The sequence below is a fragment of the Streptomyces sp. Pv4-95 genome, from assembly GCF_045782725.1.
Lineage (GTDB): Bacteria > Actinomycetota > Actinomycetes > Streptomycetales > Streptomycetaceae > Streptomyces.
Genome location: NZ_CP127172.1, coordinates 504952 through 528204, shown reverse-complemented (window position 1 = coordinate 528204; position 23253 = coordinate 504952). Strand labels below are relative to the sequence as shown.

Below are 23253 nucleotides of genomic sequence, written 5' to 3'. Positions count from 1 at the left end.
TCCGGGCGGACCGGACCCGGTCATCGGTTGACGACCTGCTTCTTGGTGGTGAGGACGGCGGCCGCGCCCACGACGAGGCTGAACGCCAGGACGTACATCGGGATGGAGGCCGAGCCGGTGGCGTCCTTGAGCGCGCCGATCATGTACGGGCTGACGAAGCCGGCCAGGTTGCCCACCGAGTTGATCACGGCGAGTCCGGCCGCCGCGGCGGTGCCGCCGAGGAACGCGGTGGGCAGCGACCAGAACAGCGGGGCGCAGGTCAGCACACCGGCCGCGGCGAAGGACAGCGCGACAAGGGACAGCGCGGTGGAGCCGGCCCAGCCGGCGGCGAGGGAGAAACCGACGGCCCCCATCAGGCTCGGGATGACCAGGTGCCAGCGGCGCTCGCGGCGCTTGTCCGCGGAGCGTCCGAACAGGTTCATCGCGACCAGTGCGGCCAGGAACGGAACGGCGCTGAGCACACCGATCGTGACGTTGTTCTCGATGCCGGTCGACTTGACGAAGGTGGGCATCCAGAAGGTCAGGGCGTACTGGCCCATCACGAAGCAGAAGTAGATGAGACACATCAGCCACACCTTGGGGTCACGGAAGCCGTCCCAGGCCCGCCCGTGCTTCTGGTGCGCGGTGTCCTTGGCGATCGCCGCCTCGACGATGTCCTTCTCGTCGTCGGAGAGCCACTTGGCGCTGCGTACGCCGTTGTCCAGGTAGAACAGCGTGGCGACACCGATGAGGAGCGCCGGGATCGCCTCCAGCAGGAACATCCACTGCCAGCCCTGCCAGCCGTTGACCCCCTGGAAGCGGTCCATGATCCAGCCGGAGAGCGGGTTGCCGAAGATGCCGGCCACGGGGATCGCCGACATGAACATCGCGATCACGCGGGCGCGACGGTGGGACGGGAACCAGTAGGTGCAGTAGAGGATCACCCCCGGGTAGAAGCCGGCTTCCGCCGCTCCGAGGAGGAAGCGGAGCACATAGAACGTCGTCTCGTTGGTGACGAAGGTGAACGCCCCCGAGACCAGCCCCCAGGTGATCATGATCCGGGCGATCCAGGTGCGGGCCCCGATGCGTTGCAGCATCAGGTTCGAGGGGACCTCGAAGAGGAAGTAGCCGATGAAGAACAGGCCGGCGCCGAGGCCGTACGCCGCCTCGCTGAGGCCGAGGTCGTCGGCCATCTGCAGCTTCGCGAAGCCGACGTTGACGCGGTCCAGGTAGGAGAAGACGTAGCAGAGGACCAGGAAGGGGACGATACGGAGAACGACCTTGCGGAAGACGGCGTTCTCGCGGGCGAGGCCGGGGGTCTCGGCCGTCGCGGTGGGCGTGGACATGCGGAATCCTTACTGCGGCTCAGGGGATTCTCCGACGGGTGGTGCGCGGTCACCAAGAGGAGCCGAACACGTCCTTGAGTTCGTCGAGAGCGGGGGAGGGGAGCGGCTCGGGGCGACGGTCGGTCAGGAGCCAGAGGCGTGCCGTTTCCTCGAGTTCTTCGAGTACGGCGAGAGCGGAGGCCGCGTCCGGGCCCCAGACCACGGGGCCGAGACGGTCGAGCAGCACGGCCCTGATCGGCGTGTCACTCGCGGCGCGGTCAGCGATACGGGCGGTCACCAGCTCGGCGACACGCGGGTCGCCGGGCCGGTGGTAGGGGATGAGCGGGACGTGCCCGACCTTCATGACGTAGTACGGCGTGAGGGGCGGCAGCACGTCGTCCCGGCTCCACACGCCGGCCAGGGTGAGCGCGACGAGATGCGTGGAGTGGGTGTGGATGACGAACCGTGCCGTGGGGTCGGTGTCGTAGATGCGTCGATGGAGGGTGAGGGTCTTGCTGGCGCGGTCGCCCGCGATCTGCTCGCCGCCGGCGTCGACCAGGGCGAGGCGCTCGGGCCTGAGGAAGCCGAGGGCGGCGTCGGTGGGCGTGATCAGGTGGGATTCGCCGACCCGCGCGCTGATGTTGCCGGCGCTCGCGTGGACGTAGCCGCGGGCGAACAGGCTGGTGCCCACCCGGACGATCTCGGCGCGCGCCTCGTCCACGGCAGGGTTCGGGGGCGGGCTCATACGGTCTCCCCGTCGAGGTGGGCGAAGGACGTGGTGAAGAAGCCCGGGCCGCCGAAGTTGCCCGACTTCAGCGTGATGTGGAGCGTGTCCCCGCCGGGGAGCGCCGCCGCGCACCACGGCACACCCGGGTCGATCTGCGGTCCGATGCGCAGGCCGGTGAGGCCGAGTGCCTGGACGACCGCTCCCGAGGTCTCACCTCCGGCGACGACGAGCTGACGGACGCCGAGCTCCACGAGGCCCTGTGCGACACGGGCCATGGTCTGCTCGACCAACTCACCGGCCTCGGCGACGCCGAGCCGGCCCTGGACGTTCCTGACCGCGTCGGGCGCCTCGGTCGAGTAGACCAGGACCGGTCCCTCGGCCAGGTGCGAGGCGGCGAAGGCCAGCGCCTGTCCGGCCACGTCCTCGCCGGCCGCGATCCGCAGCGGGTCCACGCTGAACGCGGGACGCCCGCTGCGCAGGAACTCCACGACCTGACCGTTGGTGGCGGTGGACACCGACCCGGAGACGACGGCCTGGTGGCCGCCCGGCGGGGGCAGCCGGGCGGCGGCAGGAGAGGGCTCGAACCCCCAGTTCGCGGGCAGGCCGATCGCCAGACCCGAACCGGCGGTCACCAGCGGCAGCTCCTTGACGGCCGCACCGAGACGTACGAGATCCTCGTTGGAGACGGCGTCCACGATCGCGGCGCCGACGCCCTCCTTGCGCAGCTCGTCGACGCGCTCCCGGATCGCGTCGGCACCGGCGGCGACGACGGTGTGGTCGATGAGGCCGACGGGGCGCGCCGTCTGCGCGCCGAGCACGGACACCAGGTGGGAATCGGTCATCGGGGTCAGCGGGTGATGACGCATACCGCTCTCGCTGAGCAGCACGTCGCCGACGAAGAGGTGCCCCTTGAAGACCGTGCGGCCGTTGTCGGGGAAGGCCGGTGTCGCGACCGTGAAGTCCGTGCCCAGCGCGTCCATCAGCGCCTCGGTGACGGGCCCGATGTTGCCGTGACGCGTCGAGTCGAAGGTCGAGCAGTACTTGAAGTAGATCTGCTCCGCCCCCGCCGACCGCAGCCAGTCCAGCGCCCGCAGCGAGGCCGCGACCGCGTCGTCCGCCGGGGTGGTCCGCGACTTGAGCGCGATGACCACGGCGTCCGCGTCGACCGGCCCCTCGGCCCCGGCCTGCGGCACGTCGATCAGCTGGACCACGCGCATGCCCGCGCGCACCAGGTTGTTTGCAAGGTCCGTGGCTCCGGTGAAGTCGTCGGCGATGCAGCCGAGTCGGATTCCCATGTCAGACCTCCCCCTGCTCGGGCAGCTCGATCCCGGGGAAGATCTTGATCACCGCGCTGTCGTCCTCGGCTCCCAGGCCGGACGCCGACGCCTGGAGGAACATCTGGTGCGCGGTGGCCGCCAGGGGGAGCGGGAACTTCTCCGGCCGGGCCGCGTCGAGCACGAGACCCAGGTCCTTGACGAAGATGTCGACCGCGGACAGCGGCGTGTAGTCCCCGGCGAGCACATGCGCCATGCGGTTCTCGAACATCCACGAGTTGCCCGCGCTGTGCGTGATGACCTCGTAGAGCGCCTCGGCGGGCACGCCCGCCTTGATGCCCAGCGCCATCGCCTCGGCCGCAGCGGCGATGTGCACCCCGGCGAGCAGCTGATTGACGATCTTGACCTTGGAGCCGATGCCGGCCTCGTCGCCCAGGCGGTAGACCGTGCCGCTCATGGCCTCCAGCACCGGGTCGGCGACCGCGTACGCGCCGGGGGCGCCCGACGTCATCATGGTGAGTTCGCCGTTCGCGGCCCGTGCGGCGCCACCGGAGATGGGGGCGTCCAGGTAGAGCACACCACGCTCGGCGAGGCGCTTCTCCAACTCGGCGGACCAGCCGGGGTCGGCCGTGGAGCACATGACGTAGACGGAGCCCGGACGCAGCCGCTCGGCCGCGCCGTCGGCACCGAACAGGACCGACTCCACCTGCGCCGCATTGACCACGACGCCGACCAGGACGTCCACCGTGGCCGCCAGCTCACCGGCGGAGGCGAAGGCCGTGCCGCCGTCCTCGGCGAAGGCCGCGGTCACGGCGGGGCGCAGATCGTGGACACCCACCTCGAAGCCCGCGTTGCGCAGACTGCGCGCCATGCCGAGCCCCATGGCCCCGAGGCCCACCACGCCTACGCGCGGCCGCGCCGGCCTGTCCTGGTCGTTCATGCCCATCCTCGTCTCGCTGTCCCGTCCGGGCACGGCCCGGCTCTGAATCCGTGCGGCGATCGCGTCATATGATGACCTGAGGATGTGAGGCGCCGCACTGTGATGTCGGTCACGTGTGGGGCTGGGGTGGGGGCGAAGGGCTCGGCGGGTGGCGGGCGGCAGGTGTCGGGCAGCCGACTCCGCCCTGGAAGGCGGAGGCAGCGCGATCCGCGTGTCGGGGCCCGCCGCGCATTCCCATCATTGACGGAAGGCGGCAGGAACTCCCAACGCGACGGCCCGCAGCGGTACTTGGGGCAGGATTCGGTCCCCGTCACTCCCCGAGTGATGGGCGGGGAGGCTTTAGGGGGGACGGGGTGGCGCCGAAGTCCCGGGCTGGAGCCGGCAGTCGCAAGGTGCGTGGTCGTCAGCTGGGTAGTCCCGGGGGCGGTCCGCTCGGTGAGTCGCCCTGTACCGCCCCCCCGCACGGCGTCAGGTCTGGGCAGCTTGCTGGAACCGTGACATCTCGTCGGCGTCGGGCATGGACAGGAGATGCTCGGCGCCGCCTTCGAGCAGCCGGGCCATTTCGGTCGAGCGCGGGAGCATCGACTTCTCGTAGTCGTGTACGGCGTCGTCGATGGTGGCGGACCGGGCGAGTGCGAGGGCGAGTTCGCAGGCGTCGAGCATGGCGAGGTTGACGCCGACGCCGAGCGGCGGCATGAGGTGTGCGGCGTCTCCCAGGAGCGTCACTCCGGGCGAGTGCTCCCAAGTGTGCGGCACCGGCAGCGCGAACAGCGGGCGATCGACGTAGGCGCCGTCGTTGTCGGTGATCAGTCGGAGTATCTGCGGTGACCAGGCCGCGTACTCGCCGAGCAGATGGCTGCGGATGCCCTCGGTGTCCTCGGGGTGAAGCCCGTTCGCCGCGATCCAGTCCACGGGGACGCGCTGCATGACGTAGACGCGCATGTGCCCGCCGCTGTTGCGCTGCGCGAAGAGGCCCCGCTCGCCGTCGGTGATGTGGGCACTGCCCTTCCCGGCCAGTTGGGAAAGCTCCGGGTGGGCGTGCTCCATGTCGTCGAACCACGCCTCGAGGAAGCTGACCCCGGTGTAGCGGGGAGTCGCGGGCGACACGGCGGTGCGGACGCGGGAGAAGGCGCCGTCCGCGCCGATCGCGAGATCCGCCTCGACGGTCGTCCCGTCGGTGAACGTCAGCGTGCGCGGCCCGTTGGCCGGTCCGCTCACCGATTCGAGCGTGCGCCCCCACTGCACCGTCCCCGGGGCGAGCGAACGCAGCAGGAGATCGCGAAGCTGTCCGCGGTCGATCTCGGGCCGGGCCGTTTCGCCCTCGTCCGGCAGCTGGTGGTCAAGGACGCGCCCTGCTGGGTCCATCTGGCGCATTTCCTGCCCCTCGACCCTGGCGAGCGCCAAGAACTCCGCCAGCAGGCCCGCTTCGCGGAGTGCGAGCTGACCGTCGTCCTCGTGGAGGTCGAGCGAGCCTCCCTGGTTTCGGGCGTCCACCTCCGGCTCGCGGTCGTACACCGTCGCGGCGATGCCGTGCCGCTGCAGGATGCGAGCGCATGTGAGGCCGCCGGGTCCGGCGCCGATGATGCTGATCCGCGCACGTGAGGGCGTCGGAGAGGCCACGGCGGACTCCTTTCGTCGGTGGGGTTCCCGGTGACGCCATGGGTGGCGATCCGGGTGCCGCGACCCCCGCGGGGCGGCAACCCCTGCGGAGGCCAGCAAAGCAGAAGCGAGTCAGAAAGTGCAACAGTTCCAGTTTCTGCTTCATTCCAGTTATCGGGTAGGATGGAGCCATGCCCGACTCTCCGACCGTTGGTCGTCGCGAGCGCAAGAAGGCGGCGACGCGGCAGGCCATCGCCGACTCCGCCCTGGAGCTCTTCCTTGAGCACGGATTCGAGGGGGTGAGCGTCCGAGATATCGCCGAGACGGCCGATGTGTCGACGACGACCCTCTTCGCCCACTTCCCGAGCAAAGAGGCCCTGGTCTTCGACCGCGACGAGGCAGTCGAGGCGGAGCTGACAGCCGCCGTCCGCGAACGGCCCGAGGGCCAGAGCGTGGTGGAGGCGCTCCGCGCCCACGCGCTGAAGTCCTGGCTGCCGATCGCGTCGGATCCGCGGCTGCATGAGTTCACCGCGCTGGTGGACCGAACGCCCGCGCTCCGCGAGTACTCGGAGCGCATGTGGATGCGCCATGCGGTCACCCTGGGCACCGTGATCGCGGAGGAACTCGGCCGGGAGGCGGACGATCTCGCGTGCTCAGCGCTCGCGAGGTTCGTCCTGCAGTTCCCGACCCTGGCCAAGGGCCGCCAGGATCCACGCGCGGCCGTGGAGACGGTGTTCGACCTACTGATCCACGGCTGGCGATCACAGCACGACGCCGAGGACGCGATGTCAGGTTCTTCCGAGCGCTGAGGCGTTGCGGGCGGCCGGCCCTGACGGCCGTCTTCCGACTGTGGTCGGGCGTTCGGTCCGGGCTGTTCCGCGCCCGATCCGATGGCGTCTTCGCCTGTCATGGCCTCCCGGCTGTCAACGCGCTCCCCGCGAGGGCGTGGGGTGGGGTGTGTGGGCGGACGAGGACAGCGCGAGGCCGGGTTGCGAGCTGTAGGCGGCCAGAAAGCGGTCGCGGAACTTGTCCATCCTCCAGACCGGTGCATTCGTGCCCGGCTTCAGACCGTCCTGCCAGCCCCAGCTGGAAATTCGCCGCATCACCGTCGGGTCGTGGGCGACGATCGTGATCGGTACGTCCCGGTCGGCGTTCTCGCCGGCGGCGGTCGCCACGGGCTGATGGTCTCCCAGGAAGACGAGCACGGTGTTCTCGTTGCCGTACTTCTCCACGTACGAGATGAGGCTTCGCAGTGAGTACGCGATGGCGCGCCGGTACTCCGTGCGCACCCGTGCCGGGTCCTTCCACACCTCTTCGGGAGTCCTGCCGTCCTTCTCGATGGCCTCGTAGACCGAGCCGTCACCGACGCTGCCCCAGTCGATCATCCTGGGTATGGGCGCCCACGGGTTGTGGCTGGAGACCAGAATGTTCTCCGACATCAGGGGCTTGCGGTCCGGCTTGCCGTGCTCCAGGCGCTCGAAGGCCGCCAGGCTGTACTGGTCGGGTACCCGCGACCAGCTGAACTTCGGTCCCTTGTAGCCGAGATGATGTGTGTCGTAGACGTGGTCGAGGCCGTAGAACTTCCCCTCCGGCCAGGCACCGGTCACGCCCGGCATGATGCCGACCGTCCGCCAGGCCCGGGCCCGGCGAAAGGCACCGGTGAGGGTCAGGCGGTCGCTGGAGGTGACGCTGCGGTAGCGCTGCTGGTTCTTGATCCACAAGCCTGACATGAAGGTGGAGTGCGCCAACCAGCTGCCGCCGCCCGCTGTCGGTGAGGTGAGGAACGCGCTCCGGGAGGAGAATCCCGCCCTGCGCAGCCGAGCGGTCCCGTCCGCGAGGACCGTGTCGACGGGCGACGCCGTCGCCGGGTCCTGGAACGCGCTGCGGCCGTAGCTCTCGATGAAGGTGAAGAGGACGTCCTTGCCGCGCAGCCCGGTCAGCAACTGGTCGGCCGGGGTGTCGCGGAAGGTGTCATCGGCGGCTTCCTTGGCGAACGCCTGCTTGTCCCGCAGGCCCGCACGCACCTGGTCCGCACGGTCCTGGACGAGGTCGGCGGTGCTGCGGGAAGCGACCGGCGCTCCCGCGATCTGCAGTCCCAGCGCGCCGCAGGTTATCCATGCCGTACCCAGGACCAAGACGGCAGGGGTCGCCACGGCGCTGTGCCGGGCCATGAGACGGCTCAGCCGTGCGACCGCGAGCGTCATGAGGACGAGCAGGGCGAGAACGAGGACCACCACCGCGATGACGGCTCCGGTCGCACCGGCCCGGCCGGCCGAGTCCGCGAGGAACGACTCCGCGTCGTCGAGCAGGATCCAGTCGAGCACCAGGTCGAAGGGGCGGCTGAGCACCGAGTGGAAGCCCATGTCGAGGAACTTCAGGACGGTCAGCACTCCCAGGCCGACGCCGGCGGCCATCGCCGCCGGCCGCCTCGCCTTCGACGGCAGGAGGAGCAGCACGACGGCGCCGAAGATCCCCTCCACCGGGAGCCGTGCGAACGCGCCGGGCGTGAGGCCGCCGAACTCGTCGGGCAGCAGGAGGGCGAAGAGCACAAGCAAGGCGGCCAGAGCGGTGGCCGTCCACGACAACACCCGTGCCGCCGCCGGGTACTTGCCCCGCCAGCCGTCGGCCTGGCCACCTCCCGTGCCCTTCCGACTGCCGACGCTGCCGTCCGGACCGGGCTCCGGTGGTCCGCCCCGCGTCCGGGCGTTCTCCGTTGCTGCCGTATTCAGCGTGGCAGTACCCGTACCTGTTTCCGTGGCCGTACCCGTACTTGTGTCCGTGGCCGGCTGCCGGTGAGAGCGAGGAGTGTGGGACACCCGATGGTCCTTCCGTGCGAAGCCGGTGGTGGCACGGCGGACCAGGCTCGGGAGATCGGCCCGCCGTTAGCTGTACGGCCTGTTCGAGGCTTCTGTTCAATGGCGGGGACCGTGTGAGGAGAAATGAGTGAGTTGATCGCTGCGGGGCATCCGCCAGTCAACGAAAGGTGGGTGACATGAGCGACCAGCTGCACGAGGCGGAAACGGATGTGGTGGCGCTGATCCTGCGGGATCACCGCACCATGGAGGATCTGTTCCGGGAAATGCGAAGCGTGGACGCGGACCGGAGCGCGGCGCTGCGCCGGTTCGCCGACCTGCTGATCGCTCACGCCGAGGCCGAGGAGCGCGAGGTCTACCCAGCGCTGCGCCGGTTCAAGAACGTGGACGATCACGATGTGGAGCACGGAAAGGAAGAGCACACCGAGGGCAACGAGGCTCTGCTCGCGCTGTTGGAGGCCGGTGAGCCCGGCAGCGACGAATGGGACGAAAGGCTGGAGGATCTCGTACAGGCGGTGACGCACCACTTGGACGAGGAGGAGCGGTCACTGATCAACGACACCCGGGAGAACGTCAGCGACGAGCGGCGGGCGGAACTCGGTGCCGCCTTCGTCAAGGCGCGGCGGGACCAGTTGGCATCCGCTCCCGGCAGAGCCGAAAACGTACGCGCGGTCATCGCGGCCGCGTCCGCGTAATCTCTCCTCAATTCCCGAGGCAGGCCCGGCGCACGTTGCTGACTGCGTGACCGTGGATGTCCAGGGCCGACCGCTGACGGCTGACCGCGTTTCCTACTGCCCGGGGGCCGGAGACAGCACCCTTCTGGCATGGACATACAGTGTGTTCCCATTCAAGGGGGAGCACGATGGTGAAGCAGCGGTTGGTGGGCACGGTCCTGCTCAGCCTCAGCATGGGCCTTGTTTCCGGATGCTCGGGATCACCGGAGCCGCAGGCGGAACACGTCACGCGCTCCGATCTGGTGGGTGAGTGGCACGCAGGCGGCATGTGTGATTCGTCGCTGAGGCTTGAGGAAGGCGGCTCCGCACGAGTGTCGCGATGGCCGATATCCCTGAACGACCAGGGGGGCATCTCTCAGCGGAAGAACGGCACCGGAACCTGGATGCTGGAAGCATTCCAGGGCAGGCAGGAACTCCAAGTGAAGCTGGGTAAGGCAACCGAAGCGGTGCTGCTGCGCGAGAGCGATAGCGGGCTCATGCTCCTGCAGATTCCGGGGGACGATCCGGACAACAGCATCGGTTGCCGCTTTACGCGCGTCCACGAACCCGGTTGAAAAGGGGCTCAGTTCGGCGATTCGTCTGCGAATCCGGGCTACGTGGGCGGAGCAGCTGACACTCCGACCACGTATGTAGGGGTCTGCGAACAGCCCGCCGGCAACATCGTCGAAGAATCCTGGAGAGGGCAACGCACCCCGGGCCGCGGCGGCTTACTTCTCTTCCGGTGCCTTCACGATGTTGCCCTTCTCGTCCACGGTGTGCGTGCGCCAGTACACATCCCATTTGTCGTCGACCTGCTGCGGCACCTTGCCCTCGGGGTAGCGCGTGTACCCCTCCGGCACCTTCTCGCCGTCCTTGACGCACGCGGAGCCGGTGCCCCCGACGCTCATGACGGGGTACTCGCCGTCGCCACAGATGTCGTCCTGGAAGGAGAATCCGGAGCAGCCGGTGAGCGCTATGACCGCGACGGCTCCCGTGAGGGCCGCGGCAGTGCGGACCCGGCGTCGAGAGGCGTAACGGGGGCGGCTGGTACGGGGAATCACGGTCGTCTCCTGTGGGTTGTTCGGTCTGCTCCCACCGTGGAGGACTTCGAGCCCCAGGTCCTGAGTACAGGTACTCAGGCCGGCACCCGCGTATCCAACTCATGGTGATCTGAACCGATTTCCTGAGCGGTCGCGGTGCGGGGCGTCTCGGGAAGCGCGACAGTCGGCCGTCGGGGTGGCGGTGGAACCTATCCGATGTCGGGCTCGGACCGCACCTCGATGTGATCCCCCGTCCGCTCCATCTCCAGGACGACGAGCTCGTTCGGCCCCCGCCGCCACAGGTGGCTCGGCGCGTACAGGGTGACCTGCGGCCCGAGGGACCAGTACCGGCCGAGCGCGAACCCGTTGAGCCACACCATGCCCTTGTCCCAGCCCGGAAAGGCGAGGAAGGCGTCCGCGGGGGCGTCGACCTGGACCCGTGCCCGGTGGAACGCGGGGCCGGTCGGCGTGTCTCCGCTGCCGAACTTCAGGGCGGCGAGGTTGTCGAGGGGCAGCCGTCGGATCTCCCAGTCGCTCAGTTCCTCATCGTCCAGGAGGACCTTGCCGCTGATCCCCTTGGGGTCGTTGAGCCCCTGGCCGAAGTTGATCCGCCCGGTCGGATCAACCAGGAGGTCGAGGACGCCGGCCGCGCCGACCACCGTGAAGTCGACGGTGTGGTCGGGCTGGTTGCGGTCGAAGGTGCCGATGCGCCGGCCGTCGCCGAACACCAGCGCACGATCGCCCAGGCCCGTGACCTTCACTTTCCTGGCTTCCTGCGGGCCGCGCACCCGGGTGCGGTAGTGGATCAGGCCGTGCGGCTGCCCGAGAGCCTCCATGTGGACGGGGTCGGTGCGCCGTACCGGAGTGCTGAGCACATCGAGAGCCTCCATCAACGGCACCGACTCATCGACGGCGATCCGCTGGGCCGGCATACGGCGCGGTGTGGCCGGTACGGGCGTGCTCGGCAGGGTGGTGTATTTGGCCAGTACCTCACGCACCTTGTGGAATTTGTCGGTGAGTTCGCCGGATTCGCTGATCGGGGAGTCGTAGTCGTAGCTGGTGACGGTGGGCTGGTAGGCGCTGCCGCTCAGGTTGGCACCCGCGGACCAGCCGAAGTTCGATCCGCCCACCGCCATATAGAAGTTGATGGAGGCTCCCGCTTCGAGGATCTTCTCCACGTCGGCGGCGGTCTGCACCGCGTCCGTGGTGTGATGCGGTTCTCCCCAGTGGTCGAACCAGCCGTCCCAGAACTCCGTGCAGAACAGGGGCTTTTCCGGCTGGAATTTACGCAGCTCCGCGAAAGGGCCGGTGGGGTCGCCGGCGAAGTTGACGGTGGACAGGAGGTCGGGAAGGCTGCCGTCCTTCAGTGCCTCCTGCGTGGCCCCGTTGGAGCAGAACAGCAGGCTGTCCACGCCCTGTGCCCGCATGCTGTCCCGCAGATGTTCCAGGTGCGCGTGGTCGTCGCCGTAGCTGCCGTACTCGTTCTCGACCTGCATGGCGATGATGGGCCCGCCGCGCGTGGCCTGCAGATCGACGAACCGGGGCAGCAATTCGGCGAACCAGGCGTCAACTGCCCGCTCGTAGGCGGGATCGGAGCGGCGCAGCGGCGCGTCCTTGTCCTTGAGGAGCCAGGCCGGCAGACCGCCGAAGTCCCATTCCGCACAGATATACGGTCCCGGCCTCACGATCACCTTGAGCCCGACCTCGTCCGCGGTCCGCACGAAGGCGGTGACATCACGCCAACCGGTGAAGTCGGCCTTGCCCTCGTACGGTTGGTGGAAGTTCCAGGCGATGTAGGTCTCCACCGTGTTCAGGCCCATCGCCCGCATCCGCTGCAACCGGTCGCGCCAGTCCTTGGGGTGCGTCCGGAAGTAGTGGAAGGCACCGGCGAGGATCCGGAACGGCTCGCCGTCCAGGAGGAATTCGCTCCCTCGGATGGTCAGTCCGCGCGGGCTTTCCGCCTGCGCGAGGGTTGTACGCCCGCCCACGGCGATGCCCGTGGACGCGGCCCCCACCACGGCCGCGCTCAGAAACCTACGTCGGCTGAACTGCGTCATGCCTGCTCTCCTCGACTCGACCGGCCGTCACTCAAGGTTCGAAGATGTTCAGTGGTGCGCGTTTCTGTGCATGGAGAGTGTTGTGTAGAACAGAATCGAGCACAAGGGGTCGTGGGTAAGCGTGGCGAACCATGTGCGGGTGCGGTGTCGCGGGACCTGTCGGCCTGTCGGCCTGCCGGGTGAATCCAGGGTGGCGGGCCGCCCCGGTCCAGGAATCGAACATGTGAGCGTATCCTGTGGGGTGTGGCTGACTTCGTCGACTTCCCTCAAGACCTGCTGGACGTGCAACTGGAGCTGCACCGGGTCCAGGCAGAGCTGCACGCTCTGTACGCGCGGCTTCCCTGGTCGGTCGACCCGATGGCGGGGCAGGGTGAGGACTTCTGGCGCCCGAGGCTGCGCGAGGATTCGCCCGGCTACACCGACGACGAAAAGGCCCAGGTCACAGCGCTGCGCGTCAGGCAGCTTGACCTGACCGTCACGCTGTCGTGCCACGACTACTGGGTCTCGTGCCCCGGCAGCATCGTCGACGCGCGAGCCGCTCTCAAGCACGCCCATGAGCCGGCGGGCGACGGCGACGGGGCTGAGGCATAGCGATGGAACGGCCCCGAGATCAAGCGATCGATACCCGCCCGCGGGCCGAGGTCTCCCTGCCCGACGGGCAGCGGTTGCAGGCAGCCGTCACACGCCGGCGCCGCGACCGCGCCGGCGTGTGGTGGTACGACCTGGAGATCGAGATACCCGACCGTGACGACGACCGCCGTCACGGCCCCACCCTCACCTCCCGCATGATCACGTTCAGCGCCCCGCACCCGGTCGTCCAGCCCCTCCCGGGCGAGGACTACAGCAGCCTCAACCCGGCGCCTCCGCACGAGCGTCGACGTTGGCGGATCTACGACGCCCCTCGCACCAGCCCCGCCGACTACTACATCCACCGCGACGACTGCGCCCAGTGCCTCGGCGACCGGCTCCTGAGCGACGCCGAAGCGCTCCAGGCTCTCGCGGACCCCGAGACCGCCGTCCCCTGCCCTGTCTGCCGCCCCGACACCATCCTGCGCACGGCGTGATGGGCACGGATCATTGGTCCGCGACTCCCGAACCACTCGGGGCCCGGAGCTGGTGCGTGGGCGGTGTCAGCCGCCAGCCGGAACGTAGGTGAGGCCGACGATGCCGTTGTCGAGCCGATTGACGTCGATCAGGTCGAAATCCGTGGTGTCGATCCCGTCGTAGAGCCGTTCGCCGCTGCCGGCGATGACCGGGAACAGCCAGAACAGGTACTCGTCGACCAGCCGGTGGTCGAGAAGCGTCCGGCTGAACGAGCCGCCGGTGCCGACCTTGAGGATGTCGCCGCCCGGTTGCTCCTTGAGCCTGCGCACGGCGTCGACGACATCCTCACCGAGGAGAGTGGCGTTCCACTTCACCTCGGTGAGGGTGCGTGACGCCACGTGCTTGGGGATGGTGTTCATCCGGACCGCGTAGTCACCGAACGCCTCCTCCAGGGTCGGCCACACCTCGGCGTGGTTCTCGTAACTGATCCGCCCGTAGAGGAGCGCGTCGACGGAGCGGAGCAGCTCCTCGGACAGCCGCTCGAAGTCCCCGGCCCACCTGGTGGGGAGCCATTCCTGGGGCGTGCTCACCTGCCCGTCCAGGGTGACTACTGCCTGCTCGATGATCTTCCGCATCGTCACTGCTCCTTGCCGTGGATGCCGCGGTCAACGTGTCGAGAATGCAGACTGCCCGGATCGACGGAACTCATCGGTGCGGCGATGTCATGGGTCCTCCGTCCACCACGCATCGTGGCCGGTCGCTCCGCTGGACGGCAGAGCGGGCGGTTCGATGTGGACGCGCCGACGGGGCGGTGCCGGTACCGCGCCCGGGCGTCCGTACCCACACTTTCTTCAGCGCTGCGGCGGGCTTGGACGTGGAGCGCCGGACGAAGCCGTATGCGTCACGGGCGGTGGCTGTCGCGAAGGTGTGCCGCTCCGGGCAGCGCGCTCGGGCCGAGCGCGGCCGTAGAAGCGGCGGCTCTGGCAGCACGTCGAAAGCGCAACGAAATCCCCCTGGTGTCATGAATGTTGCTTCAGCTACCTGCTCCGTCGGCTTGCCCTGGCCCGCCCGACCGAGCGAGGCAAGCCGACGCAGGCAAGTCCACTCGCCGCAGAGTTGATTCGCACCCGGTCTGACCTGCAGGAACCAATTCGTCTTGATCCGCCCCGTGGAGCGGCCCACTGTTTGCGGGGGTAGTGATCGGATCCTTAGGGTGGCGAAACAGTCGGGGCGAGGAGGGGGAGTGTGGCGTGGGGCGTCCGGAGAAGGCCATCGATCCGCTGGACGGCCCGGTGGAGCGATTCGCCTACGAGTTGCGCAAGCTCCGGGACGAGGCCGGCAGCCCGGCCTACCGGGCGATGGCCCGGCGGGTGGGGTACTCGGCGCCGGCACTCTCGAAGGCGGCTGCCGGGGAGCGTCTGCCGAGCCTGCCGGCCCTGCTGGCCTACGTCCGTGCGTGCGCGGGCGATGAGGAGGAGTGGCAGCACCGCTGGGAGCAGGTGGACGCGGAGATCGCGGCGCAGCCACGCCCGGACGAGGACGACGGCGAACCGCCGTATCGAGGACTGGCCCGATTCGAGCCGGGGGATGCGGAGTTGTTCTTCGGCCGCGAGGAGATGACCGGGCGGCTGGAGGAGATGGCCCGTCGGCACCGCGTCTGCGTGGTGGTGGGTGCCTCGGGCAGCGGCAAGTCCTCCCTGCTGCGTGCCGGCCTCATACCCCGGCTTCGCCGCCCCGTTCAGGAGGCCGGCCGGATGCCGGCCGCGGTGCGGGTACTGACGCCCGGCCCGGAGCCGATGGGGCACGCCGATCGGCTCCGGCCGGGCGACGGTTCGGGCGACACCTGGTTGCTGGTGGACCAGTTCGAGGAGCTGTTCACCCTCTGCGCCGACCCCGACGAACGCACGGCATTCCTGGACCGATTGCTGGTCGCCCGGGAGGACGGCAGCCGGCTGCGGGTGGTCCTTGCCGTACGGGCGGACTTCTTCGGGCGCTGCGCCGATCACCCAGGTCTGACCGCGGCGCTCAACGACGCCACGCTCCTGGTCGGCTCCATGGGCCCGGACGAACTGCGTGCGGCCATCGTCGGGCCGGCCGGGGCCTGTGGCCTCAACGTGGAGCGTGAGCTGACCGCCCGGATCGTCGCGGAGATCGCCGACGAGCCCGGCGCGCTGCCTCTGATGTCCCATGCCCTGATGGAGACTTGGCGCCGGCGGCGTGGACGGACGCTGACGATGCAGGCGTATGAGGTGGCCGGCGGCCTGCACGGTGCCATCGCCCGCACCGCCGAGGACGCCTACCACCAACTGACCCCTGCCCAAGCTCCCCTCGCCCGCCGCACCCTGCTGCGCCTGATAGCCCCCGGCGACGGCACACAGGACACCCACCGACCCACACCACGGACCGAGTTCACCACCACCGACAGCGCGGACGGGGATGACGTCGATGCCGTCCTCGACCGTCTCGCCCGCAGCCGCCTGCTCACCCTCGACGACGGTCACGTCTTCCTCGCCCACGAAGCCCTCATCACCGCCTGGCCACGGCTGCTCGGCTGGATCAACGAGGAACGCGACCGCATCCGCCTCCACCGCAAACTCACCCACGACGCCACCACCTGGCAGCAACTTGCCCGTGACCCCGGCGCCGTCTACCGCGGCACCCGACTCTCCCGAGCCGAAGAAGCCTTCACCGGCCCACAGCGAGGCGAACTCAACCCCCTCGAAGCCGCATTCCTCGCAGCGGGGGTCGCAGCCCAGGACGCCGAGCGCACGCGCACGGCCCGGGCCAAGCGCCGCTCGCGCCGATCCATGGTGGCTCTGGCCGCACTGTGCACACTGGCGCTGGTGGCGGGCACCATGGCCTGGGAGCAGAAGCGCCACAGCGATACGCAGCACACGCAGGCCGAAGCGCGGCGCATCGCCACCGTCGCCTCAAGCCTGCGCACCACCGACCCCGTACGCGCCATGCGGCTGAGCCTCGCCGCGTGGAACCTCGCGCACACCCCTGAAACCCGAGGAGCGCTCCTCGGCGCAGCCCTCTCCCAGCGCGAGCTGGACGCAATGCCGCTACCCGACGACGTCGACCCCATCAACGTGCACCTCAGTGGCGACGGACGAACGCTCATGTATTCGACAAGGGACCGAGTACGTCGATGGGACATCCCAAGGCAGCGTGAACTCGCTCCGCTGAAAGCCTCTGAAGCCGCGATGTCGGAAAACTTCATGGCCGATGTATCCGCTGACGGGCGGGCCGTGGTGATCGACCAGGCTCCGCGTTCACGCATCTACAGCACCGCCGGCGGCAGAACGACGGCGCGCGAGATCCCTTCACCTGAGGGGGGATTGAAAAGGTTCAGCAGCGATGGGCGAACGTTGCTGATCACCAAGGACGACGGCGTTCGCCTGTGGGACCGGCAGCATCAGCAGGAGCTGTTCAAGAAGGCGCTCCCCGTACTGCCGGAGAGTGGGGATGAGGTGCTCTACCAGTCCGCGGTCAGTTCGAACGGTCGGTACGTAGCGGTCTGTTCCCATGATTTCCCGCTGACGGTTTGGAACACCACAGGAATCCGAACCACGCCCTCGCCCCTCCCGCAGGGGCGGAGCAGGGCCGGCTGTCCGGAGGAAACCCTGCAATTCACTCCGGACAGCAGAGGGCTGCTGACGGTGGATGAGGGCCACGGCGCCCAGGTGCGTGACCTGGACTCAGGACGCACGCGGTGGGGGATCGAGCACTCCGGACTGACGCAGGTTCGCCTGAGCGATGACGGCAAAACCCTGGCAGGGCAGGACGCCGACGAAATCCTTCTCTGGCACACCAGTCGGCCCGGGGCACCGTTCCTGCGCTACACGATCCCCAATGAGGGCGTGACAGATATGCAGCTGGACACCGACCGCCATGTGATCCGGTACTTGGGAGGGGGCGCAGTGCGCAGCATCTCCTACGCGTCCACAGGGACACAGCGTGACGCTCCGGCGGATGCGGCGCAACTCAGCCCTGACGGACGGAAACTGGCGATTTCCTTCCGTGCGGGGAGCCGGTCACGGTTTCAGGTGCTGAACGCCGACAACGGCACCTTGACAGCAGAGTTGCCTGCCATTCCTTGCCTGCAGAAGGCCCAGGTGCAAGTGGGTCCGGAAGGCTGCCGGCGGAGAAATGCGGAGTTGGCCTTTCGTCCTGACGGCCGTCGTCTCGCCTACCAGGCCCCGCAGTCCTATGTCCGCCGGGACCAGGGCGTCTCCCGCGTCGCGTTCACGACGCGTTTTCACATGTGGGATCTGGGTGCACGCGACCGAGTTCGCGTTCCCCGCGCCCTTCGAGCATCCGGCGGAATCTTCTCCGCGAACGGTGAATTGTGGATCACAACAGACGAGGCTCTGGAAATCTGGGATACCCGCCGACATACGGTGCGAACTCTGCGGAACGTCGACGGCACCCCCATGGCCGCACACCCCGACGGCCATTCCGTCGTCGCCTTCTCGGGAGGAGAGGAGAGCATCGGCCGGCTGGTCGACCTGGATACAGGACGGGTCGGCCGCCAAGCCCTCACGGGCGAGTCGACCACGGCAGTTGCCTTCAGCCCCGACGGGAGCCTCCTGGCCGCAGGCGACGAACACGGGCGGGTCACCCTCTGGGACGGCCAAGGCCACCGGCGCCTGGGCCAACTGGCCGTCACCGACGCAACCACCCCTGAAGACAGCACACAAGGCGCGAGCGTCAACGCACTCGCCTTCTCTCCCGACGGGAAGACCCTGGCCACCGCGGGTGACGACGGCACCGTACGGCTGTGGGACACCGCCTCCAATCAACCCCTCGGCCAAGCCCTCCCCACCACCCCCGGCGATCCCGTCCTTGCCCTCGCCTTCACCCCCGACGGCGACACCCTGCGCGCCGCAGGTCGGCGTACCCTCCTGCAGAGCTTCACGATCGCCCCGGAGGCCGCCACCCGAACCCTCTGCCGACGGGCCGGCGGTGGCCTCACTCCTGACGAGTGGCACACATATCTACCCGACTCCTCCTTCCGCAGCACCTGTTGAAAGTGCGCTCGCCCCGGAAGGGTCCCGGTTCGCTTCCGGCCCGCAGGCGGTCGGTCGGCTCGTAGGTCGCCTCTGGGCAGGACATGCGGGCTCCGCGCTCGCGTCACGCACTGTCGCGCGCGTCGAAGAGCAGTCAGGACGCCACTGGCGTTCTCACTCCGGCGGAGCGGCCGAGAGATTCCGGTCCGCCGCCCAGGAGGCGAGAATGCGCAGCCCGTCGTGGGTGGCTGACCCGACTTCGGCGGTCCACACGACCAGCTGCTGGTCGGGGTCGGTGCTGGCGGTCAGGGTGTCCCAATCCAGGGAGAGTTGACCGGCGACCGGGTGGTTGAGGACCTTCGTGCCCACACTCAGGGTGGCGACGTGGTGGGCGGCCCACCACTTCCGGAAGTCCGTATCCTGCACCGACAGCTCCCCGACCAGAGTCGTCAGCCGGGGATCGTCCGGGCACTTCGCCGCCTCCATGCGCAATTGCGCGACCGCGGTACGGGCAACGCCTTTCCAGTCGGCGTAAAGCGTCCGCATCGCCGGATCCGTGAAGAGAATACGCACGTAATTACGATGCTTTTCGGGGACGGCGGAGAAATCGGTGACCAGCGCCGCCGCGAGAGGGTTCCAGGCGATGACGTCCATCCGGCGGCCCATCACGATCGCCGGGGTGGAAGTGAGGTCGTCCAGGACCCTGCGCAGCTGGGGCTGAACCTTCTGCAGGGCGCGGCGGCGGGGCTTGGCGGTCTCCTTTCCCGCCAGGCCGAAAAGGTAGCGGCGCTGATCGTCGTCCAGGTGCAGCGCCTGGGCGATCGCCTCGAGAGCAGGCGCCGAGGCGGGCATCCGGCCCTGCTCCAGCCGGGTGTAGTAGTCCGTGGAAATCGCCGCGAGGCGGGCGACCTCCTCCCTGCGCAGCCCGGCCACCCGGCGCGGCCCCGCGGTGTCGGGCAGACCCATGGCGCGCGGGCTCAGCTCGGCCCTGCGGGCCTTGAGGAACTCGCCCAGCTCATTGAGGTGCGGTGTCGGATCATGCTCCCAGTGTGACAGCGAGCGCCTTTCGTGTGAGGGGGAGAGAACTCTCCCAGGATGTCTCCCTCCCAGGAAGAAACTCTCCTCTTTGCGGCTCGGCACCTCGATGCAAACCTGGGATCAGAACATGAAGGACGGAATGCGGTCGGTGAAACACCGGCGTAAGTGAAACGGCGTGAAAGGGAAGAGCGGCCGTGACGGACAAGGAGTCTCCCGCGCAAAAGGCGCTGGCTGACGTGGCGCCGAAGACGGTGCGGCTCACCATTCACCTGCGCCTGGCCCTGGAGAACGGGCCGAACGCGACGAGCCGGCCGAGACGCTGACGCATCCGGCCTTCTACGCAGGCCGCCCCAACGCCATGCCCTGGGCCGGCTTCAAGCACATCACCAGCATGACCAGCGCCTGAGTCGGGCCGGCCTCAGCCCGGGGCACATGTGCGTGGCCCGGGCGCCACGCCGACTTCGAATGTGGCCAACGTCGAAGACGAGAGGAACAGCGCGAGATGGAATTCAGCATGCCTCGGCCCACCGGCAAGGGCCCGGCGGAGTGGTTCAACGGTGACGTCTGGTTCGACGTCATATACGCCGGACAGGAACCCTCCCGCCTCCGGGCCAACATGGTGCGCTTCGCTCCGGGCGCCCGCACCGCCTGGCATCACCACGCCGTCGGCCAGACCCTGCACGTCGTCGCCGGCATCGCCCTGATCGGCACCCGCGACGGCGCCGTCTTCGAGACACACCCCGGCGAGACGGTGACCTGCCCGCCCGGCGAGGAGCACTGGCACGGCTCCACCGAGGACCGCTTCATGCAGCACCTCGCACTGTGGGACGGCACCGCCCCCGATGACGACCGGATCGAGACCACCTGGCTGGAGCACGTCACCGACGAGCAGTACCGCAGCCCCCGCACCCGCAGCCACTGACCCCGCAGCCACTGACCTCGCACGCGAAGGGATTCGCTTCATGCCTGCCACGATGACCGCCCTATTCGGTGGGACAGGCCCCGAATGGACTCCGCGCCGGACTCCTGTACCCGAAGCCGGCTCCGGGCAGGTCGTGGTACGCACCCGCGCGGTGGCGCTCAACAACGCGGACGCCTCGATGCTTGCCGCCGCCGACCGCACATCCGGCGGCACGGGCGAGGAGTACCAAGCCGGCTTCGAGTTCGCCGGGGAGGTCACGGCCGTCGGCGACGGCGTGGATGGATTCGCCGTCGGCAGCCGGGTAATGGGCACGACGCCGGGCAGCTTCGCCCAGTACGTCCTGGCCGATCATCGGCATGTCCTGCCCGTACCCGACGAACTGGGCCACGAGGAGGCATGCGCGCTGCCCACCGGGCTGCTCACCGAACACGGCGCCCTCACCCTGGCCGGTTTCCGGGCCGGGCAGTCGGTGCTGATCACCGGTGCCACCTCCGGCATCGGTCTGCTCGGCGTACAGATCGCCCGCGCCCTCGGCGCGAGCCGGATCGTCGCCACCACCCGCAGCGCAGCCAAGCACGACCTGCTCAAGAGGGCCGGAGCAGACACCGTCGTGGTGACCGGCGAGCAGGAGCTGACCGGGACGGTCCTGGACACCACGGGTGGGGAGGGCGTGGATGTGGCCTTGGACCACGTCGGCGGCCGGACCTTCGCGGCCTGCCTGCCCGCCACCCGCACCGACGGCGCCGTGGTCAACATCGGCCGCTTGGACCGGACTTCCTCCACCATCGACCTGGACGCCCTGGCCTACCGCCATCTGCGCGTCCGGGGAGTCTCCTTCGGCTTCACCCGGGCCGCGGAACTCGGCGCGGTCATCGCCACGGCCGGACGAGAGTTGCTGCCGGCGGTCGCCGACGGCCGCGTACGGCCCCTGATCGACACCGCCCTGTCCTTCGACGCCGCCGACAAGGCCGCCGAACGGCTTCGCTCTCACCAGGCCCAGGGAAAGATCATTCTCATCGTGCCTTGAGACCGGCCGCCCGCCCTGCCCGGCACGAGCCACCGTGCCCACCCGGCACGGCGGCCGAACCACCAGACCCCCCTTACCCAGAATGCGAGTTGTCTCCATGCGGGCCACCTTCATGTACGAAGCCGGCGACGTGCGCGTCCAGGACGCGGCCGACCCGGTCATCGAGCAGCCCACCGACGCGATCGTGCGCGTCCTCCGGTCCTCCGGTCCTGCGTATGCGGCAGCGACCTGCACCCGTACCACTCCCTGACGGCCGCCGACGGGCCCGTGCCCATGGGCCACGAGTTCCTCGGCACCGTCGAGGAACTGGGCTCCGAGGTCTCCGGCCTCCAGCGCGGCGACCTGGTGGTGGCACCCTTCGCCTTCGCCGACAACACCTGCGCGTTCTGCCGAGAGGGCCTGCACACCTCCTGCCCCAACGGCGGCTTCTTCGCCGCCGGAGTGGGAGTGGGTGGCGCCCAGGCCGAGGCCGTCCGCGTTCCTCAGGCCCAGGGCACCCTGGTCAAGATCCCCCACGACGTCGACGAGAAGCTGCTGCCCTCCCTGCTCACCCTCGCCGATGTCTACGGCACCGACTATCACGCCGCCCACCAAGCGCGCATCACGCCGGGCGATTCCGTCACCGTCATCGGCGATGGCGCCGTCGGGCTGCTCGCCGTCCTGTCCGCCAAGCAACTCGGCGCGGAACGCATCGTCCTCATGGGCCGGCACAAGGATCGCACCGACCTCGGCCGCTTCTTCGGCGCCACCGACGTCATCGCCGAACGCGGCGAGGAGGGCACCGCCAAGGTCCGCGACCTCACCGGCGGCCACGGCACACGTGCCGTACTGGAAGCCGTCGGCCACATGCCCGCCTACGAGATGGCCGTGGGCGCCGTGCGCCCCGGAGGCGTCATAAGCCGCGTGGGCGTCCCCCAGTACGAGGACGCCCCCGTGGGCTTCGGCAGCCTCTTCGGCCCGAATGTCACCCTCACCGGCGGTCCGGCACCCGTGCGCGCCTACATCGAGGAACTGCTGCCCTCTGTCGTGGACGGCACGGTGGAGCCAGGCCGCGTCTTCGACCGCACCGTCACTCTGGAGCAGACCCCGGAGGGCTATCGCGCCATGGACCGGCGAGAGGCCCTCAAGGTCCTCGTCACTCCCTGACCGGATGGTGGCGCCGCCGCAGGGTCGCGGGGGCTGGAGACGTGGACGACGCTCTAACTGTCGCCGTAGCAGCCTTCGTCGTTCTTGGCGACACCGAGCAGGATCGTGGTGTCGGTACCGATCCGCCCGAACTCTCCCGGTGTCTGTGTACAGACCTTCCAGCCCCGGTCGGACGATGGAGTGCGGCCCTCGCCGTGCATGTCGTACGTGCGGATCGACCGGAAGCCGGCGGCTCGCGCCTCGTCGCGGGCAGCCGGGAGGCGCTGACCGGTGAGGTGCGGAACGGGTGCGCTCGTACGGCGATTGCCGTTGCTGCTGCCCTTGCCGCTGCCGCTGCCGAGAGTGAATTTCTCCTCGGGGCCGAGGGGGGCTTCCGTGTCGGGTGTGGCGGTGGCGGGCGTTGGCGAGGAGGCGCGCTGCGGTGACTGTGCAGAGCCGGATGACTCCGCGGTGCAGGCCGCGAGTGCGAGGCAGGCGGCAGCGATGACGGTGGCGACGGTGGCGAAGGAACGGCGCATGTTTCTCCCGGAGGCGATGTAACAGCGGGGGAGAGACCGCCCGACGCCACGGAAGGTTGTACAGCCGCGCGTCAACGCC

At 69.1% G+C, this 23253-nt stretch carries 20 protein-coding genes and 1 pseudogene; 10 read left to right on the top strand and 11 right to left on the bottom strand.

What is annotated here, in order from left to right; genetic code table 11:
- Nucleotides 1-20: 20 nt before the first annotated feature.
- The 5 genes from QOM21_RS02505 to QOM21_RS02485 all read right to left on the bottom strand — a co-directional run bounded on the left by QOM21_RS02505 (nt 21) and on the right by QOM21_RS02485 (nt 5865).
- Nucleotides 21-1325 carry an MFS transporter gene (locus tag QOM21_RS02505; RefSeq protein WP_407547846.1) on the bottom strand — a complete coding sequence of 435 codons (1305 nt, stop codon included), beginning with the start codon at nt 1323-1325 and terminating at the stop codon, nt 21-23.
- Nucleotides 1326-1374: 49 nt separating this feature from the next.
- On the bottom strand, nt 1375-2049 hold the full coding sequence (locus QOM21_RS02500; RefSeq protein WP_407547845.1) for an aldolase: 675 nt from the start codon (nt 2047-2049) through the stop codon (nt 1375-1377).
- Nucleotides 2046-3326 carry a 3-oxo-tetronate kinase gene (gene otnK / locus QOM21_RS02495; protein WP_407547844.1) on the bottom strand — a complete coding sequence of 427 codons (1281 nt, stop codon included), beginning with the start codon at nt 3324-3326 and terminating at the stop codon, nt 2046-2048. Before otnK ends, QOM21_RS02500 begins: the two co-directional genes overlap by 4 nt.
- Before the next feature lies 1 nt (nt 3327).
- The gene (gene ltnD / locus QOM21_RS02490) at nt 3328-4245 is read right to left on the bottom strand and encodes an L-threonate dehydrogenase (RefSeq protein WP_407547843.1); all 918 of its coding nucleotides are present in this window, start codon (nt 4243-4245) and stop codon (nt 3328-3330) included.
- A gap of 468 nt (nt 4246-4713) precedes the next feature.
- Entirely contained in the window at nt 4714-5865 is a 1152-nt protein-coding gene (locus tag QOM21_RS02485) for an FAD-dependent oxidoreductase (protein ID WP_407547842.1), read from the bottom strand.
- Nucleotides 5866-6035: 170 nt separating this feature from the next.
- Here QOM21_RS02485 and QOM21_RS02480 point away from each other — a divergent pair, with 170 nt between their 5' ends.
- Nucleotides 6036-6653 carry a TetR/AcrR family transcriptional regulator gene (locus QOM21_RS02480; protein ID WP_407547841.1) on the top strand — a complete coding sequence of 206 codons (618 nt, stop codon included), beginning with the start codon at nt 6036-6038 and terminating at the stop codon, nt 6651-6653.
- 114 nt (nt 6654-6767) lie between these two features.
- On the opposite strand, the gene QOM21_RS02475 is transcribed toward QOM21_RS02480, so the two are convergent.
- Nucleotides 6768-8432 carry a sulfatase gene (locus tag QOM21_RS02475; RefSeq protein WP_407547840.1) on the bottom strand — a complete coding sequence of 555 codons (1665 nt, stop codon included), beginning with the start codon at nt 8430-8432 and terminating at the stop codon, nt 6768-6770.
- 404 nt (nt 8433-8836) lie between these two features.
- Here QOM21_RS02475 and QOM21_RS02470 point away from each other — a divergent pair, with 404 nt between their 5' ends.
- Complete coding sequence (locus tag QOM21_RS02470; RefSeq protein WP_407547839.1) at nt 8837-9352, top strand: hemerythrin domain-containing protein; 516 nt, start codon at nt 8837-8839, stop codon at nt 9350-9352.
- A gap of 167 nt (nt 9353-9519) precedes the next feature.
- Entirely contained in the window at nt 9520-9945 is a 426-nt protein-coding gene (locus tag QOM21_RS02465; RefSeq protein WP_407547838.1) for a hypothetical protein, read from the top strand.
- Between the two features lie 153 nt (nt 9946-10098).
- Here the strand turns inward: QOM21_RS02465 and QOM21_RS02460 are convergent, their stop codons facing one another.
- Together QOM21_RS02460 and QOM21_RS02455 are read right to left on the bottom strand one after the other, a co-directional pair.
- On the bottom strand, nt 10099-10431 hold the full coding sequence (locus QOM21_RS02460; RefSeq protein ID WP_407547837.1) for an SCO0607 family lipoprotein: 333 nt from the start codon (nt 10429-10431) through the stop codon (nt 10099-10101).
- Nucleotides 10432-10619: 188 nt separating this feature from the next.
- The gene (locus tag QOM21_RS02455; RefSeq protein ID WP_407547836.1) at nt 10620-12467 is read right to left on the bottom strand and encodes a glycoside hydrolase family 35 protein; all 1848 of its coding nucleotides are present in this window, start codon (nt 12465-12467) and stop codon (nt 10620-10622) included.
- Between the two features lie 243 nt (nt 12468-12710).
- Here QOM21_RS02455 and QOM21_RS02450 point away from each other — a divergent pair, with 243 nt between their 5' ends.
- Entirely contained in the window at nt 12711-13058 is a 348-nt protein-coding gene (locus QOM21_RS02450) for a hypothetical protein (protein WP_407547835.1), read from the top strand.
- A gap of 2 nt (nt 13059-13060) precedes the next feature.
- The gene (locus QOM21_RS02445) at nt 13061-13531 is read left to right on the top strand and encodes a DUF6233 domain-containing protein (RefSeq protein WP_407547834.1); all 471 of its coding nucleotides are present in this window, start codon (nt 13061-13063) and stop codon (nt 13529-13531) included.
- Nucleotides 13532-13597: 66 nt separating this feature from the next.
- On the opposite strand, the gene QOM21_RS02440 is transcribed toward QOM21_RS02445, so the two are convergent.
- Complete coding sequence (locus QOM21_RS02440) at nt 13598-14146, bottom strand: dihydrofolate reductase family protein (protein WP_407547833.1); 549 nt, start codon at nt 14144-14146, stop codon at nt 13598-13600.
- Nucleotides 14147-14761: 615 nt separating this feature from the next.
- On the opposite strand from QOM21_RS02440, the gene QOM21_RS02435 reads away from it, so the two are divergent.
- Nucleotides 14762-18544 (top strand): DNA-binding protein, encoded by a 3783-nt coding sequence (locus QOM21_RS02435; protein WP_407547832.1) that lies wholly within the window; start codon nt 14762-14764, stop codon nt 18542-18544.
- Between the two features lie 153 nt (nt 18545-18697).
- Here QOM21_RS02435 and QOM21_RS02430 read toward each other — a convergent pair whose 3' ends face one another.
- Nucleotides 18698-19579 (bottom strand): helix-turn-helix domain-containing protein, encoded by an 882-nt coding sequence (locus tag QOM21_RS02430; protein WP_407555562.1) that lies wholly within the window; start codon nt 19577-19579, stop codon nt 18698-18700.
- A gap of 176 nt (nt 19580-19755) precedes the next feature.
- Between QOM21_RS02430 and QOM21_RS02425 the strand changes: the two genes are divergently transcribed.
- From QOM21_RS02425 to QOM21_RS02410, 4 genes and pseudogenes are all read left to right on the top strand, one after another.
- Nucleotides 19756-19884, top strand: a complete 129-nt coding sequence (locus tag QOM21_RS02425; protein ID WP_407547831.1) for a hypothetical protein — start codon at nt 19756-19758, stop codon at nt 19882-19884.
- 179 nt (nt 19885-20063) lie between these two features.
- On the top strand, nt 20064-20483 hold the full coding sequence (locus tag QOM21_RS02420; RefSeq protein WP_407547830.1) for a cupin domain-containing protein: 420 nt from the start codon (nt 20064-20066) through the stop codon (nt 20481-20483).
- A 40-nt stretch (nt 20484-20523) separates the two neighbouring features.
- Nucleotides 20524-21510, top strand: a complete 987-nt coding sequence (locus tag QOM21_RS02415; RefSeq protein ID WP_407547829.1) for a zinc-binding alcohol dehydrogenase family protein — start codon at nt 20524-20526, stop codon at nt 21508-21510.
- A gap of 97 nt (nt 21511-21607) precedes the next feature.
- Nucleotides 21608-22656: pseudogene (locus QOM21_RS02410) on the top strand (alcohol dehydrogenase catalytic domain-containing protein).
- A gap of 53 nt (nt 22657-22709) precedes the next feature.
- Here QOM21_RS02410 and QOM21_RS02405 read toward each other — a convergent pair.
- Nucleotides 22710-23174 (bottom strand): hypothetical protein, encoded by a 465-nt coding sequence (locus tag QOM21_RS02405; protein WP_407547828.1) that lies wholly within the window; start codon nt 23172-23174, stop codon nt 22710-22712.
- Between the last annotated feature and the right edge of the window lie 79 nt (nt 23175-23253).

Excerpts from the sequence above, each read along its gene's own strand:
- QOM21_RS02500 (WP_407547845.1), bottom strand. The coding sequence starts at position 2,049 with ATGAGCCCGCCCCCGAACCCTGCCGTGGACGAGGCGCGCGCCGAGATC.
- QOM21_RS02480 (WP_407547841.1), top strand. The coding sequence starts at position 6,036 with ATGCCCGACTCTCCGACCGTTGGTCGTCGCGAGCGCAAGAAGGCGGCG.
- QOM21_RS02440 (WP_407547833.1), bottom strand. The coding sequence starts at position 14,146 with ATGCGGAAGATCATCGAGCAGGCAGTAGTCACCCTGGACGGGCAGGTG.
- QOM21_RS02470 (WP_407547839.1), top strand. The coding sequence starts at position 8,837 with ATGAGCGACCAGCTGCACGAGGCGGAAACGGATGTGGTGGCGCTGATC.
- QOM21_RS02445 (WP_407547834.1), top strand. The coding sequence starts at position 13,061 with ATGGAACGGCCCCGAGATCAAGCGATCGATACCCGCCCGCGGGCCGAG.
- otnK (WP_407547844.1), bottom strand. The coding sequence starts at position 3,326 with ATGGGAATCCGACTCGGCTGCATCGCCGACGACTTCACCGGAGCCACG.
- ltnD (WP_407547843.1), bottom strand. The coding sequence starts at position 4,245 with ATGAACGACCAGGACAGGCCGGCGCGGCCGCGCGTAGGCGTGGTGGGC.
- QOM21_RS02455 (WP_407547836.1), bottom strand. The coding sequence starts at position 12,467 with ATGACGCAGTTCAGCCGACGTAGGTTTCTGAGCGCGGCCGTGGTGGGG.
- QOM21_RS02505 (WP_407547846.1), bottom strand. The coding sequence starts at position 1,325 with ATGTCCACGCCCACCGCGACGGCCGAGACCCCCGGCCTCGCCCGCGAG.
- QOM21_RS02405 (WP_407547828.1), bottom strand. The coding sequence starts at position 23,174 with ATGCGCCGTTCCTTCGCCACCGTCGCCACCGTCATCGCTGCCGCCTGC.
- QOM21_RS02415 (WP_407547829.1), top strand. The coding sequence starts at position 20,524 with ATGCCTGCCACGATGACCGCCCTATTCGGTGGGACAGGCCCCGAATGG.
- QOM21_RS02465 (WP_407547838.1), top strand. The coding sequence starts at position 9,520 with ATGGTGAAGCAGCGGTTGGTGGGCACGGTCCTGCTCAGCCTCAGCATG.
- QOM21_RS02420 (WP_407547830.1), top strand. The coding sequence starts at position 20,064 with ATGGAATTCAGCATGCCTCGGCCCACCGGCAAGGGCCCGGCGGAGTGG.